This window comes from Caldimonas mangrovi, from assembly GCF_023721835.1.
Lineage (GTDB): Bacteria > Pseudomonadota > Gammaproteobacteria > Burkholderiales > Burkholderiaceae_C > Caldimonas > Caldimonas mangrovi.
Genome location: NZ_JAMKFE010000006.1, coordinates 195866 through 209800 on the forward strand (window position 1 = coordinate 195866; position 13935 = coordinate 209800).

15 protein-coding genes, 1 other RNA gene and 1 riboswitch are annotated in these 13935 nt (G+C 66.3%); of the genes, 6 read left to right on the forward strand and 10 right to left on the reverse strand.

Annotation, left to right across the window (positions count from 1 at the left end; all coding sequences use genetic code 11):
- The first annotated feature begins 11 nt into the window (after positions 1-11).
- Entirely contained in the window at positions 12-1055 is a 1044-nt protein-coding gene (locus M8A51_RS12220) for a GGDEF domain-containing protein (protein ID WP_251778743.1), read from the forward strand.
- Here M8A51_RS12220 and M8A51_RS12225 read toward each other — a convergent pair.
- The 5 genes from M8A51_RS12225 to M8A51_RS12245 all read right to left on the reverse strand — a co-directional run bounded on the left by M8A51_RS12225 (position 1031) and on the right by M8A51_RS12245 (position 3087).
- Entirely contained in the window at positions 1031-1849 is an 819-nt protein-coding gene (locus M8A51_RS12225; protein ID WP_407062226.1) for a sulfite exporter TauE/SafE family protein, read from the reverse strand. The two genes, M8A51_RS12220 and M8A51_RS12225, sit on opposite strands and share 25 nt — an antisense overlap.
- The gene (locus M8A51_RS12230) at positions 1846-2295 is read right to left on the reverse strand and encodes an EVE domain-containing protein (RefSeq protein ID WP_407062227.1); all 450 of its coding nucleotides are present in this window, start codon (positions 2293-2295) and stop codon (positions 1846-1848) included. Before M8A51_RS12230 ends, M8A51_RS12225 begins: the two co-directional genes overlap by 4 nt.
- A 34-nt stretch (positions 2296-2329) precedes the next feature.
- Positions 2330-2514, reverse strand: a non-coding RNA gene (gene ssrS / locus M8A51_RS12235) — 6S RNA.
- Between the two features lie 25 nt (positions 2515-2539).
- The gene (locus M8A51_RS12240; protein ID WP_251778746.1) at positions 2540-2863 is read right to left on the reverse strand and encodes a cell division protein ZapA; all 324 of its coding nucleotides are present in this window, start codon (positions 2861-2863) and stop codon (positions 2540-2542) included.
- Complete coding sequence (locus tag M8A51_RS12245) at positions 2860-3087, reverse strand: DUF904 domain-containing protein (protein WP_251778747.1); 228 nt, start codon at positions 3085-3087, stop codon at positions 2860-2862. The genes M8A51_RS12240 and M8A51_RS12245 overlap by 4 nt, the downstream gene beginning before the upstream one ends.
- A gap of 37 nt (positions 3088-3124) precedes the next feature.
- Positions 3125-3347, forward strand: a riboswitch (cobalamin riboswitch).
- Between the two features lie 67 nt (positions 3348-3414).
- Here M8A51_RS12245 and cobU point away from each other — a divergent pair.
- Genes cobU through M8A51_RS12265 form a run of 4 tightly spaced genes read left to right on the forward strand, consistent with a single transcriptional unit; the run spans position 3415 to position 6417 of the window.
- Complete coding sequence (cobU, locus tag M8A51_RS12250) at positions 3415-3984, forward strand: bifunctional adenosylcobinamide kinase/adenosylcobinamide-phosphate guanylyltransferase (protein WP_251778748.1); 570 nt, start codon at positions 3415-3417, stop codon at positions 3982-3984.
- Positions 3981-5072, forward strand: a complete 1092-nt coding sequence (gene cobT, locus M8A51_RS12255) for a nicotinate-nucleotide--dimethylbenzimidazole phosphoribosyltransferase (protein ID WP_251778749.1) — start codon at positions 3981-3983, stop codon at positions 5070-5072. The genes cobU and cobT overlap by 4 nt, the downstream gene beginning before the upstream one ends.
- Positions 5069-5866 carry an adenosylcobinamide-GDP ribazoletransferase gene (locus tag M8A51_RS12260; RefSeq protein WP_251778750.1) on the forward strand — a complete coding sequence of 266 codons (798 nt, stop codon included), beginning with the start codon at positions 5069-5071 and terminating at the stop codon, positions 5864-5866. The genes cobT and M8A51_RS12260 overlap by 4 nt, the downstream gene beginning before the upstream one ends.
- Complete coding sequence (locus M8A51_RS12265) at positions 5854-6417, forward strand: histidine phosphatase family protein (protein WP_251778751.1); 564 nt, start codon at positions 5854-5856, stop codon at positions 6415-6417. Before M8A51_RS12260 ends, M8A51_RS12265 begins: the two co-directional genes overlap by 13 nt.
- On the opposite strand, the gene nth is transcribed toward M8A51_RS12265, so the two are convergent.
- The 4 genes from nth to M8A51_RS12285 all read right to left on the reverse strand — a co-directional run bounded on the left by nth (position 6389) and on the right by M8A51_RS12285 (position 10457).
- Complete coding sequence (gene nth, locus M8A51_RS12270) at positions 6389-7030, reverse strand: endonuclease III (protein ID WP_251778752.1); 642 nt, start codon at positions 7028-7030, stop codon at positions 6389-6391. The genes M8A51_RS12265 and nth overlap by 29 nt on opposite strands.
- 18 nt (positions 7031-7048) lie before the next feature.
- A complete protein-coding gene (rsxB, locus tag M8A51_RS12275) occupies positions 7049-7717 on the reverse strand; it encodes an electron transport complex subunit RsxB (protein WP_251778753.1) in 669 nt (222 codons plus the stop codon).
- Between the two features lie 62 nt (positions 7718-7779).
- Positions 7780-9021, reverse strand: a complete 1242-nt coding sequence (locus M8A51_RS12280; RefSeq protein WP_251778754.1) for a polyhydroxyalkanoate depolymerase — start codon at positions 9019-9021, stop codon at positions 7780-7782.
- A 236-nt stretch (positions 9022-9257) separates the two neighbouring features.
- Positions 9258-10457, reverse strand: coding sequence for an amino acid aminotransferase (locus M8A51_RS12285; RefSeq protein WP_251778755.1), 1200 nt, complete (start codon positions 10455-10457; stop codon positions 9258-9260).
- 115 nt (positions 10458-10572) lie between these two features.
- Here M8A51_RS12285 and uvrB point away from each other — a divergent pair, with 115 nt between their 5' ends.
- Positions 10573-12660: an excinuclease ABC subunit UvrB gene (uvrB, locus tag M8A51_RS12290; protein ID WP_251778756.1), complete on the forward strand. Its 2088-nt coding sequence runs from the start codon at positions 10573-10575 to the stop codon at positions 12658-12660.
- Positions 12661-12670: 10 nt separating this feature from the next.
- On the opposite strand, the gene M8A51_RS12295 is transcribed toward uvrB, so the two are convergent.
- Positions 12671-13924: an ROK family protein gene (locus M8A51_RS12295; RefSeq protein WP_251778757.1), complete on the reverse strand. Its 1254-nt coding sequence runs from the start codon at positions 13922-13924 to the stop codon at positions 12671-12673.
- Between the last annotated feature and the right edge of the window lie 11 nt (positions 13925-13935).

Genomic DNA, 13935 nt, shown 5'->3' on the forward strand with positions numbered 1-13935 from the left:
GGCATAGCAACATGGAACAGCCGCAAAACCCTGTCCCGCCAGGGAGCCCCGCGCCCGCAGGCGACGCGGCAGATCGCACGTCGACGATGCCCGGCGCGGCACTCCTCGACGCCTTGCTCGGTGCCTCCGAGCATGCCCCGGTCGGCATTTATGTCAAAGACGCCCAGGGGCGTTATGTTTTCGTCAATCCTGCTGCCGCCCGGCTGCTCGGTCGCGAGGCCGAGCAGGTGCTCGGACGGACCGACGACGAACTGCTTTCGCCCGAATACGCCGCGATCCTGCGCACTGCCGATCAAGCTGCGCTCGCTCAGGGGCGCGCCGTTCGCCGCGACGATCGCATCCCGGACGCGTCGGGCGCTGTGCTGGAGCTCCTGGCGGTGCGCACCCCGGTTCCCGGCGGCTACATCTGCGGCACATGGACCGATCCGTCCGAGCTGCGCCGCACGCAGGCGCAGCTACGGCACGCGCTCGAGCAGCTTGAAATGCAGCAACGGCAGAACGAGGAACTGCGCCAGGAACTGAAAGACCAGTCGGTGCGCGACCCGCTCACGGGCGTCTACAACCGCAATCATTTCGAGGAACAACTGCGGCGCGAGGTCGACTTGTCGATGCGCGAGCACCGGGAATTCGCGCTCGTTTCGGTGCAGGTCGACGACTACGCACAGTTGGTGGCCCGGCACGGCCAGCCGGCCGGCGAGCGTGTGCTGCAGGCGTTGGGCCGGCTGCTGCGGGGCAACACGCGCGCGATGGACGCACCGTGCCGCCTCGGCGAAGACCGCTTCGCGGTGGTGCTGTCGGGCGTCGGCCTGGCGACGGCGCATTCACGCATGGAAAGCGTGCGTCGCCAGTGCGAGGCGCAGATCGTGATGCTCGAGGGCGAAGAACTGCGCTTCACGGTGTCGATGGGTGTCGCCAGCTTTCCGCATACCACTCAGGAGCGTCAGGTCCTGCTCGATGCCGCCGAAGCCGCGCTGTTGGAGGCCCGTCGCCGCGGCAGCAACTGCGTGATGCCGGCAGCGATCGCCTTCGGTCAGGCCGCCGCCAATCCCTTGTAGAGCATGTAGGCGGCCAGCAGGTAGAGCATGCCGGCAAAGGCACGCTTGAGCTGCCTCACGTTCATGGCATGAGCCGCCTTCGCGCCGAGAGGGGCAAACAGCACGCTGGCCGCCGCAATGACGCCGAGTGCCGGCAGGTAGAGGTAGCCAAGCGCGCCCGGCAGCACCTGCGGCAGCGACCAGCCTCCGACGAGATAGCCGACCGTGTTTGCCAAGGCGATCGGAAACCCGAGTGCGGCGCTCGTTGCGACGGCGTTGTGCATGGACACGTTGCACCAGGTCATGAACGGCACCGAGACGAATCCGCCGCCGGCGCCGACCAGTCCCGAGACAAATCCGATGCCGCTGCCGGCGGCCGTCTGGCCCAGGGGGCCCGGGATCTGTCGAGACGGCGCCGGTTTCTTGTCGAGCAGCATCTGTGTCGCCGAGAAGCCGACGAACAGCGCGAACACGAGTGCCAGCCAGGCCCCCTTCAGCAATGCGAACACACCGGCGCCGGCGATCAGCCCGCCGATCACGATGCCCGGGGCCAGCCCGCGCACCAAGCCCCACTTCACGGCACCTCGCTTGTGGTGGGCGCGCACGCTGGAAATCGACGTGAACAGGATCGTCGCCATCGAGGTGGCGATGGCCATCTTCACTGCCAGCCCGTCAGGCACGCCGCGGTGCGACAGGATCAGCGTCAAGAACGGCACCATCAACATGCCGCCGCCGATGCCCAGCAAGCCGGCCAGAAAGCCGGTGCACGAACCGAGCAACAGCAGCTCGGCAAAGAACAACCATTCGAGATTCAAGCAGACTCCAACAACCGCAGAACTTCCCGCCATTCGTCGGGGGCGACGGGCGTGATCGACAGACGGTTGCCGGGCCGCAACACCACCATGCTTGCCAAGCCAGGTGCTTCGCGCATTTCCTTCAAACTGAGCAATCGCGTCTTGCGTACCAGCTTGACATCCACATGCAACCAACGCGGAGATTCTCGCGTCGACTTCGCGTCGAAATACGTGCTGTCCGGGTTGAACTGAGTTGCGTCAGGGTACGCAGTGGACGCCACTTCGGCGATCCCTGCGATGCCCGGCTCGGGGCAGGAGGAGTGGTAGAACAGGACCCCGTCGCCGATGCGCATCGCGTCGCGCATGAAGTTGCGTGCCTGGTAGTTGCGCACGCCGGTCCACGGCACGGTGTGCCCGGGGGCATGCGAGAGGTCGTCGATCGAGCACTCGTCGGGCTCGCTCTTCATCAACCAGTACTGGGGGGAGGGCATGCGCAAGATAAGGGTGTCCGCCACGAGCCGAGAGCCGCATTCCTGAACCCAGGGGATTCAGGTGGGCGAGGTCAGTCAAGCTTCGGGTTCATCTGACGCGAGACGATCGCACCAGCAAGACAATGTTCCAAGCCCTTGCTCACAGGAGCATCGGTTCAAGGAAATATAAAACTCCCGCGAACGCGACGGACAAAATCATTCTACGCCCGTGCTTGCCGCTTCACAGCAGTTGCCCGTCTTGCCCTAGGGCTTCGTCGATACGATGGATCAGGGTGGCGAGATCTGTGCTTGCCGCGCCTTCCTCGGCATGGTCCGCGCGTGCTTGCGCAGCGCGCGGCGCCGCCGGCCGTTCGGCGAGTTCGTAAGCGATGTTCAGCGCTGCGAGCACCGCAATGCGTTCGCGCGCCTTCACTTTGCCGGCATCGCGGATCGAGCACATTTCACGATCGACGTGGTTCACCGCTTCGAGCAGCGCAGCTTCGCCACCCTCGGTGCAGCCGAGGATGTAGCTCTGGCCCATGATGGTCACTTCGATCTGCTTCATCCTGCGTCCTTCTGACCGCCATCCGGCGCGCTGATGGTTTCGGGCAGTCGTTCGAGCAGTGCGTCGATGCGCGCGCGCGCGGCACTCAATCGCGAACGCAGGCTGTCGCGCTCGGCCGTCATGCCGGCCAGTTGCTGCTCGAGCAGGGCGTTGGTGCGTTGCAGTTCTTCGTAGCGCACCAGCAGGCGTTCCACGCGTTCCGCGAGTTCGTCGATCTGTGACATGGGGAAGGCCTTCCTCTGCGGGCATTGTAGAACGCGCTTTTACAATTCCGCCGTTGGTGCTCGCCCTCATGCCGTGAAGTCGTGCAGGCGAGGAAACGGGAAGCAGGGAGAGCGCATGCTCCAACCTGCGCTGCCCCCGCAACGGTAAGCGGAAGGGACGATGCTCCCGACCCGTGCCATCGGCCACTGGAACGCAGGCATCCGGGAAGGCGGCATCGGGTTTCGCCAGCCCGGAGACCGGCCAACACGTGGGCGTGACGCAGTTCGCACCCGTTCTGGCCGAGCAGCTGCGGGGACGCTGATGCCGGCGCCTGCACCGGAGAGCGCATGACAGCGCAAATGCACCTGATCCTCGGAGCCGAGCGCTCCGGCAAGAGCCGCCATGCCGAACGCCTGGCGCGCGAGATCCAGCAACGACGAGGCGCCCAGGTGGTCTACCTCGCCACCGCATGGCGCGGCGATGCCGAGATGAGCGAACGTATCGAGCGCCATCGGCGCGAGCGCCCGCCGGCGTGGCAGACGATCGAGCCGCCGTTGCGAGCGGACGCGCTGGCCGCTGCCGTGCGTGAGCACGCACGGCCCGGGGCCTGTGTCCTGATCGATTGCCTGACCCTGTGGATCACGCAGATGCTTTGTCCGCCGCCGGGCTGCACCGAGCAGGACGCGCAGGTTGCCAGCGACGCACTCCTGGAGGCGCTGCGCCAGGCGGACGCGCCGGTGCTGCTCGTCTCCAACGAGATCGGGTGGGGCGTGACACCGCTCGGGCGCGAGACACGCGGAGTCGTCGATGCGCTCGGTCGGCTGCATCAACGTGTGGCGGCACAGGCCGAGCGGGTGACTTTGATGGTGGCGGGTCTGCCGATGGCCGTGAAGCCCGCTTCGGGAAGCCAATCATGAACCCGACGTGGACGGCTCCTTCTGTCGAACCGGCGCACGATGTCGTGCGTGCCGCCCGGCTGCAGCACCGGCTCGACCGCAAGACCAAGCCGCTCGGCGCGCTGGGACGCCTGGAGGCGCTGGCACTGCAGATCGGGCTGATCCAGCGCAGCGAAGCGCCGCAGTTGCAGGCGCCGCAACTGGTCGTGTTCGCCGGCGATCATGGCATCGCAGCGCGTGGCGTGTCGGCCTTCCCCAGCGACGTGACGTGGCAGATGGTCGAAAACTTTCTGACTGGCGGTGCGGCGGTCAGCGTGCTGGCGAGGCAGCACGGCATCGCACTCACCGTGGTCGACGCCGGCGTGCGGCACGACTTCGAGCCGCGGGAGGCCCTGAGGCTGTGCAAGATCTCGCACGGCACGCAGGATGCAAGCCAGGCGCCGGCGATGTCGCGAGACCAATGCCATGCAGCGCTGACCGCGGGCGTCGAAGTCGCCCGATCACTGCCGGGCAACGTGCTCCTAGTGGGCGAGATGGGTATCGGCAACACGTCCAGCGCGTCGATGCTGCTGTCGCGGCTTGCCGGCGTGCCGCTGGAGCAGTGCACCGGCCGCGGTACCGGCCTCGACGACGCTGGCTTGGCGCACAAGCTCGCGGTGCTGCAGCAGGCGATGCGCCTGCACGACGAAGCGAGCGATCCACTGGATGCGCTCGCGGCCTTCGGCGGCTTCGAAATCGCGATGATGGTGGGCGCGGTCTTGCAGGCAGCGCACGAGCATCGGGTCGTGCTGGTCGACGGCTTCATTACCGGTGCGGCCGTACTGGTCGCGCATGCCCTGGCGCCGGCCGTGCTCGACTATTGTGTGTTCTCTCATCGCTCCGGCGAGGCCGGACACACCCGGTTGCTCGAGCACCTCGAAGTCGAGCCGCTCGTGGACCTGCGCATGCGTCTCGGTGAGGGCTCAGGAGCGGCTCTCGTGTGGCCACTGGTGGCCTCGAGCGTGCTGCTGCTCGCCGAAATGGCGAGCTTTGAATCTGCCGGCGTGTCGGACCGAACGGCGACTTCCCTTTCTGCGGGGCAGGCGCCCAGCGCCCAGCGTGCAGCATGAGCGCGCTCAGTCACGAACTCAGGCTGGTCGCGATCGCGTGGCAGTTCCTGACGCGGGTGCCGCTGCCCGCCGCGGTGGTGCGTCGTGTCGGCTATCGCGATGCCTGGCTGCAGGCCAGCGCACGGCACTTTCCGCTCGTCGGGGCAATGGTCGGCACAGGGGCTGCTGCGGTGTTGCTCGTGGCATCACTTGTTTTTCCGGCCGCCATCGCTGCCGGGCTGTGCCTTGCAGCGACCCTGCTACTGACCGGCGGCTTCCACGAGGACGGCTGGGCGGATGTCTGCGACGGGCTGGGCGGTTCCCCGGACCGGGAGCGCGCGCTGCAGATCATGAAAGACTCGCGCATTGGGGCTTATGGGGCGATCGGGCTGGTGCTGATGCTCGGCCTGAAATGGTCGGCGTTGGCTTCGATGCCCGCCTGGGTCGGGGCCGCTGCGCTGCTGCTCGGGCACACCGCGTCGCGCGCTGCGGCGGTAGGACTGATCTGGCGCTTGCGCTACGCGGGCGACGCCGAGCACGCCAAGGCCAAGCCGCTTGCGCAGCACCTTTCTGGCGGCGGCTGGCTGGTGGCGCTCGCGTGGGCCGCCGCCGCAGGGCTGGCATCAGCCTTCGTGCTGCCTCTGTCGGCATTGGCACTCGCGGTCGCGGCGGGGGGCGCGACGACCGGGTGGTGCGCCCGCTGGTTCAACCGCCGGCTCGGCGGCTACACCGGGGACTGCCTGGGCGCCACCCAGCAACTGTGCGAGTTGACCATGTACCTCGGCATCGTGGCGGGCTGTCAATGGACTTGGTGATCTGGCGTCACCCGCGTCCGGCAGGCATCGCAGGCCGCTGCATAGGCCGCACCGACGTATCCGTCGACCGCCGCAAGGCCAAGCGCCTGGCGCATGCGGTGCGGCGGGAAGCACGACGACAGCGCTGGCCACGTGAAGTGTGGACCTCGACACTGTGCCGCTGCACGGCCGTCGGCGAGATGCTCGCGGCTTGGGGGTGGCGCCACCACCGCGACGCCCGCCTGAACGAACTCGACTTCGGCGCCTGGGATGGCGCAGTCTGGGACGATATCGGCGCCGCTGCCGTGCAGGCCTGGTGCGAAGACTTCACGGCTCATGCGCCCGGCGGAGGCGAGAGCCTCACGGCGTTGTCGTCTCGCTGCCAGGCGTTTCTCGAGGCGCAAGGTCCATTGAGCGCACCGCTGCTGATCGTTGGACATGCCGGATGGATGCAGGCTGCCCGGCTCCTTTGCGAACACGGGGAACCGCCACACGACGCTGCGCAGTGGCCGGTGCCGCCCCGCTATGGCGAGTCGTGGCGGCTCAGGCCGGGGGCGGCGTCTTTGGCTTGAAGTCGCAGTAGCGCGCCACCTGACACTTCCAGCACAGCGGTTTGCGCGCGACGCACACGTAGCGCCCGTGCAAGATCAACCAGTGATGCGCATCGACGAGGTAGTCGGCCGGCACGCGCCGCAGCAGCGCCAGTTCCACCTGCAGCGGGTTCTTGCCAGGCGCGAGGCCGGTACGGTTGCCGACGCGGAAGATGTGCGTGTCCACTGCCATCGTCGGCTCGCCGAAGGCGACGTTGAGCACGACGTTGGCCGTTTTCCGGCCGACACCGGGCAGCGCTTCGAGTTCTTCGCGCGTGCGCGGTACCTCGCCGCCATGCCGCTCGACGAGGATGCGGCAGGTCTCCATCAAGTGCTTGGCCTTGCTGCGGTACAACCCGATCGTCTTGATGTACTCGCACAACCGGTCGTGCCCCAGTTCGAGCAGCTTGCGGGGGGAGTTCGCGACTGGAAAGAGCTTGCGCGTGGCCTTGTTGACGCCCACGTCGGTGGCCTGGGCCGACAGCAGCACGGCCGTCAGCAACTCGAACACGCTGGTGTACTCGAGCTCGGTGTTGGGCTGCGGGTTCGCCGCCTTCAGGGTGGCGAAGAATGGTTCGATGTCTTGCGCGCGCATGGGCGCGCAGTGTAGCGGTCAGCCGGGTTTGCGGCTGCGCTCGCGTGCACGCGCCATCGCTGCCTCGATCACGGTGCGCTTGCGGTCGAGCTGTTCCGGGTCGGTCAGCTTCGATTCGACGGCCAGATTCTCCAGCTTGCGTTGCGCCTTGGCGGCCAGCCGTTCGTCGTTTTCCTGCTTGTCGCGCTCGACGCGCAGGCGGTGCCAGGCGTAGCGCTGGCGTGCCTCGTCGGCTTCGGGCCGGCTCCAGGCCTGCCAGCCGCTGCGGCCCGGGGTTGCGTCCACCAGCGAGATGCAGTCGACCGGGCACACCGGGATGCACAGCTCGCAGCCGGTGCACAGCGGGTCGATCACCGTGTGCATCTGCTTGTTGGCGCCGACGATCGCATCGACCGGACAGGCCTTGATGCACAAAGTACAGCCGATGCACCAGTCCTCGTCGATCACGGCCAGTTGGCGCGCCCCTTCGCGGCCGCAGGCCGGATCGAGCGGCAGTGCAGGGCGGCCGGTCAGCCCGGCAAGCCGCACCACGCCCTCGGCTCCGCCGGGCGGGCAGCGGTTGATCTCCGACTCGCCGCGTGCAATCGCCTCGGCATAGCTGCGGCAGTCCGGGTAGCCACAGCGCGTGCACTGCGTTTGGGGCAGCAGCGCGTCGATCGCATCGGCACAGGGAACGGGACGGGACATCTTTCGAGTGTCGGAAAACGACAAAGGCGCCGCAAGGGCGCCAATGTACCGCGGCGGGCGGCTCACTTCTCGTGGCGGGCGATGAAGTCGCGTACGACCGGGTAGACCTTCTCGCGCCAGCGACGCCCCGAGAAGATGCCGTAGTGGCCCGCACCTTCGACCATGTAGTGCGGCTGCTCCTTCTTTGGGATGCCGGTGCACAGGTCGTGGGCCACCCGCGTCTGGCCGGCGCCGGAGATGTCGTCGAGCTCGCCTTCCACCGTCAGCAGTGCGGTGGTCTTGATGTCCTGCGGGCGCACCAGCTCGCCGCGCACGCGCCAGGTGCCGTTGACGAGTGCGAAATCCTGAAACACGGTCTTGATGGTGTCGAGGTAGTACTCGGCCGGCATGTCGAGCACGGCGTTGTACTCGTCGTAGAACTTGCGGTGCGAATCGGCGCTGTCGTCATCGCCGCGCACCAGGTCCAGGAAGTAGTCGTAGTGCGAACTGAGATGGCGGTCCGGGTTCATCGCGACGAAGCCCGTATGCTGCAGGAAGCCCGGGTAGACGCGCCGGCCGGCGCCGGGGTAGTTCGGCGGCACGCGGTAGATCACGTTGTTCTCGAACCACTCGTAGCTCTTGTTCATCGCCAGGTTGTTGACGGCGGTCGGGCTCTTGCGGGCATCGATGGGGCCGCCCATCATCGTCATGGTGCGCGGCGTTGCCTCGCCGCGGCTGGCCATCAGCGAGATCGCGGCGAACACCGGCACGGTGGGTTGGCACACCGATATCACATGGACATGCGGGCCGATGTGACGGATGAACTCCTCGACGTAACCGACGTAGTCGTCCAGGTGGAACGGGCCGGCGTCAAGCGGCACCATGCGGGCGTCCACCCAGTCGGTGATGTAGACCTTGTGGTCACGCAACAGCATGCGCACCGTATCGCGCAGCAGCGTCGCATGGTGTCCGGACAGGGGCGCCACCACCAGCACGGTCGGCTGCGCCTTCATCTTCGGCAGCAGTTTCGCTTCGTCAGTGAAGCGCTTGAAGCGCAGCAATCGGCAGAACGGCTTGCTGACGGCCACTTGCTCCTGCACGGCGACATCGACGCCGTTCACCTGCACCGACGTGATGTCGAAGGCGGGCTTCTCGTACTCCTTCGACAGCCGGTGCATCAGGTCGAAGCCCGCCGCGACGCGGTCAGCGCCGATCGTATGCGTGAAGGGCGACATCGGGTGGCTGTAGAGCTTGGCCGAGGCACTCGCGAACTCGGCAAAGGGGCTCAGCAGAGCACGCTGGGTTTCGTACAGTTGGTACAGCATCGATCGTTCCCTTTCAGATCGGCGGCTCGACGGGTCCGACAGTCGTTGCAAGTTGCATGCGCGACCCGGTCCCGTTGCTGCGATGCACCATTCTACGGAGGGTGACCGCTTGTTTGCTTGCTGCGAACCGCGGAGTAACCCCGAGAACCCGGACATTTATCTGCAGATGCGCCGCAGTTCAGGAATGAAAAAAGGGGCCTGCGCCCCTTTTTTTCGTGAAATCTTCCGCAGCCTGCTCACGAAACCTTGGCCACTGCGTCGACCACGTAGTCGATGTTCTTGCTGTTCAGTGCCGCCACGCAAATGCGGCCGGAGTCGACACCGTAGACGCCGAACTCGCTGCGCAGCCGCTGCATCTGCTCCTTGGTGAGGCCCGAGTAGCTGAACATGCCTTTCTGCTGGGTGATGAAGCTCATGTCCTGCCGGATGCCCGCCGCCTGGAGTTTCTCGACCAGCGTGGTGCGCATCTGCTTGATGCGCACGCGCATCTCGGCCAGTTCCTGCTCCCACTGCTTGCGCAATTCGGGGGTCGTCAGCACGGTGGCGACCACCTGCGCGCCGTGGATCGGCGGGTTGGAGTAGTTGGTGCGGATCACGCGCTTGAGCTGGCTCAGGACCCGCTCGGCCTCTTCCTTGCTCGCGGCCACCACGCTGAGGGCGCCGACGCGCTCGCCATACAGCGAGAAGCTTTTCGAGAACGAGGTCGACACGAAGATGTCGAGTCCGGCGTCCATGAACAGGCCGATCACTGCGCCGTCTTCGGCAATGCCTTCGCCGAAGCCCTGGTACGCCATGTCGAGGAAGGGCACCAGGTTGCGCGTCTTGACCGTCTCGATGACCTGTTTCCATTGCTCGAGCGTCAGGTCGTAACCAGTCGGGTTGTGGCAGCAGGCGTGCAGCACGACGATGGTGCGGGCGGACGCTGCCTCGAGCGCTGCCAGCATGCCTTCGAAGTCGATCCCGCGCTTGGCCGCGTCATAGTACGGATACGTCGCGACGGGAAAACCAGCCGCCTCGAACAACGCACGGTGGTTCTCCCAGCTCGGATCGCTGATCAGCACTTTCGCGTTCGGATCGACCTTCTTCAGGAAGTCGGCACCGACCTTCAGCCCACCGGTGCCGCCCAGCCCTTGCACAGTGGCGATGCGGCCGGCCTTGACAGCCCCGCTGTCGGCCCCAAATACAAGTCCCTGCACGGCCTTGTCGTACGCCGCGATGCCGTCGATCGGCAGATAGCCACGGGCTTTCGGCGCCTCGAGCATCTGCTTCTCGGCGGCAGCGACGCATTTCAGCAAAGGCAGTTTGCCGTTGTCGTCGTAGTACACGCCGACGCCCAGGTTCACCTTGTTCGGGTTCGGGTCGGCGTTGAATTGTTCGTTGAGACCCAGGATCGGGTCGCGCGGGGCCATTTCGACAGCGGCGAAGAGCGAGGCCATGTGGAGTCAGTCCTTGTCAGTGGAGTGGCACGGGTAGTTGGGCTAATCTAGTCGGCTTCCCCCGCCGCCCGGAGGCAAGGGATAACCCGCATTTTAGGCTGTTGCCTCTATCCTCATGTCGGAAGTTCTCACCGAAGTCACCGCGCTCGACGAAAACCGCTTCGTCCGCTTCCCCGATTCGCCTTTCCAGCTGTACCAGCCGTATCTGCCGGCCGGTGACCAGCCCACGGCCATCGATCAGCTGGTCGAGGGTGTGCAAGACGGGCTGAGCTTCCAGACGCTGCTGGGGGTGACCGGCTCGGGCAAGACCTTCACAATGGCCAATGTCATTGCCCGGCTCGGCCGGCCGGCCATCGTGTTCGCGCCGAACAAGACGCTGGCAGCGCAGCTGTACAGCGAGTTCCGCGAGTTCTTTCCGCGCAACGCCGTCGAGTACTTTGTCAGCTACTACGACTACTACCAGCCCGAAGCCTACGTGCCGCAGCGCGATCTGTTCATCGAGAAGGACAGCTCGATCAACGAGCACATCGAGCAGATGCGGCTGTCCGCGACCAAGAGTTTGCTGGAGCGGCGCGACGTCGTCATCGTCGCCACGGTGAGCGCGATCTACGGCATCGGCAAGCCCGAGGACTACACCCAGATGCGCCTGATTGCGCGCGTGGGCGACAAGGTGGGCCAGCGCGATCTGATCGCGCAGCTGATCCGCATGCAGTACACGCGCAACGAGATCGATTTCGGCCGCGGCACCTTCCGTGTGCGCGGCGACACGATTGACGTGTTCCCCGCCGAACACTCCGAACTCGCGCTGCGCATCGAGCTGTTCGACGACGAGATCGAGTCGCTGGCGCTGCTCGATCCGCTGACAGGTCGCATTCGCCAGAAGGTGCCGCGGTTCGTGGTCTATCCGTCCAGCCACTATGTGACGCCGCGCGAGCAGGTGCTGCGCGCGATCGACGGCATCAAGGAAGAGTTGCGCACACGGCTCGACGAACTGGTCAAGGCCGGCAAGCTGGTCGAGGCGCAGCGACTCGAGCAGCGCAGTCGCTTCGATCTGGAGATGCTTCAGGAGGTCGGCCACTGCAAGGGCATCGAGAACTACACCCGACACCTGTCCGGCGCTGCGCCAGGCGAGCCGCCGCCGACATTGGTCGACTACCTGCCGCCCGATGCGCTGATGTTCCTCGACGAAAGCCACGTGCTGATCGGCCAGCTCGGCGGCATGTACAACGGTGACCGTGCGCGCAAGACGACGCTGGTCGAGTACGGCTTTCGACTCCCGAGCGCACTGGACAACCGTCCACTGAAGTTTGAGGAGTTTGAGCGCAAGATGCGTCAGGTGGTCTATGTCTCGGCCACGCCCGCCGACTACGAGAAGCGCACCACCGGCCAGGTCGTCGAGCAGGTGGTACGGCCCACGGGCCTCGTCGACCCGACCGTCGAGGTGCGGCCGGCGACACACCAGGTCGACGACGTGCTGCAGGAGATCCGCGAGCGCCTCGAGGTCAATGAACGCGTGCTGATCACGACGTTGACCAAGCGCATGGCCGAGCAGCTGACCGACTACCTGGCCGACAACGGGGTCAAGGTGCGCTACCTGCACTCCGACATCGACACCGTCGAGCGGGTGGAGATCCTGCGCGACTTGCGCCTCGGCACGTTCGACGTGCTGGTCGGGATCAACCTGCTGCGCGAGGGACTGGACATTCCCGAAGTCTCGCTGGTGGCGATCCTCGATGCCGACAAGGAAGGCTTCCTGCGTTCAGAGCGTTCGTTGATCCAGACGATCGGCCGCGCGGCGCGCAATGTCAACGGGAAGGCCATCCTTTACGCCGACAAGATCACCGACTCGATGCGCCGCGCGATTGACGAGACCGAGCGCCGCCGTGCCAAGCAGCTCGTGCACAACGCAGCGCAGGGCATCACGCCGCGCAGCGTCAAGAAGCAGGTCAAGGAGCTCATCGACGGCGTGTTCTCGGGGCAGGAATCGCGCGCCGGCCTCAAGGCGGCCGAGGAGGCCGCCAAGGTCGAAGCGATGTCCGAGAAGGACCTGGGCAAGCGTATCAAGCAGCTCGAGAAGCAGATGCTCGAGCATGCACGCAACCTCGAGTTCGAGAAGGCCGCCCGCGTGCGCGATCAACTGGCATTGCTGAAGGAGCAGGCCTTCGGCGCCGGCGGCTCCGACAACGTCGTGCCGCTGCGGTAATGTGCGACCGTCAGCCTGTCTCGGCGGTCTGGCCGAGCAGCGATTCGGTCAACGGGCGCACCTGATAGTGGATCACCGCCGCTGCTGCGCCCACCGCCTGGGCCAGCCGCCCGAAGCGCGCCACCTTCACGACGGGTGGCCTCAGGCCGGCCGCTTCGCCATAGCGGGCCAGTTCCGTCCGGGCTGGCGCGAGCAGCGATTCGCCGAACTCGCAACTGGGGCCGCCGAGCACGATGGTCGCCGGGTCGAAGGCTGCCCACAGGTTCTGCATCAACTGGCCGACGTAGGCGCCGGCGCGGTCGAAGGCAGCCTTCAAGGCCGCATCCTGCGCCACGCGCATTGGATCGAACGCCGCGGCCGGCAGGCTGCGCAGCAAGGCTTGCGAATCCTGCGCGTGGCGCGCCTTGCCCGGACCGAGCACGCTTTCGACAATGGCGCCGAGTCCGACAAAGGCTTCGGTGCAGCCGTTGCGGCCGCAACTGCAGCGCGGCCCGCGTGCATCAAGTATGGTGTGACCGATCTCACCGGCGAAGCCGCCGAAGCCGGTCAGCAGGCGATCGTTGACGACGATGCCCGCGCCGACGCCTGTACCCAGTACCAGGAAGACCAGCGGTTCATCCACCGGCCGGTCGACGAACTCAAACTCGCCGAGTGCACCGACGTCTGCATCGTTCTGCACGTACACCGGCAGGCTGCCGGCCGGGCCGTCGGCGAGCGCCGTACGCAACAGGTCGCGCAACGGCAGTTCCTTCCAGCCGATATTGGGCGCAAAGCGCAATACGCCGGTGCGGTCGTCCACCGCACCCGGCACGCCGACGCCGATGCCGATCGTCGTGCGTTTGCGCAATTCCGGCTCGCGCAGCAACGCTTCGATCAGGCCGGCGACTTGGCGGCAGGCCGAAGCGGGGTCGGCCGAATCGATCGGCGTGCTGTTTTCCATCAACACCATGCCGACCAGGTTGGTGGCGACGGCCGTGGCGGCTCCAAGCCCGATGTCGACACCGATGAAGGCCAGGCGGTGCTCGTCAAGTGTCAGCGGTGTGGGGGGGCGTCCGCTGCCGCGCGCGATCGTGGGATCGAGATCCAGTTCGACCAGCCAGCCCTCGTCGATGAGCTCCTGCGAAAGCAGGCTGACGGTGGATTTCGTCAAACCGGTCGAATGGGCCAGATCGGCCCTTGAACTGCCTGGCGCCTGCCGCACCTGACGCACCAGAGCCATGCGGTTCAGTCGCTTCAGTAACCTGTGGTCGCCGGTGATGGACATGGTTGCGCCGC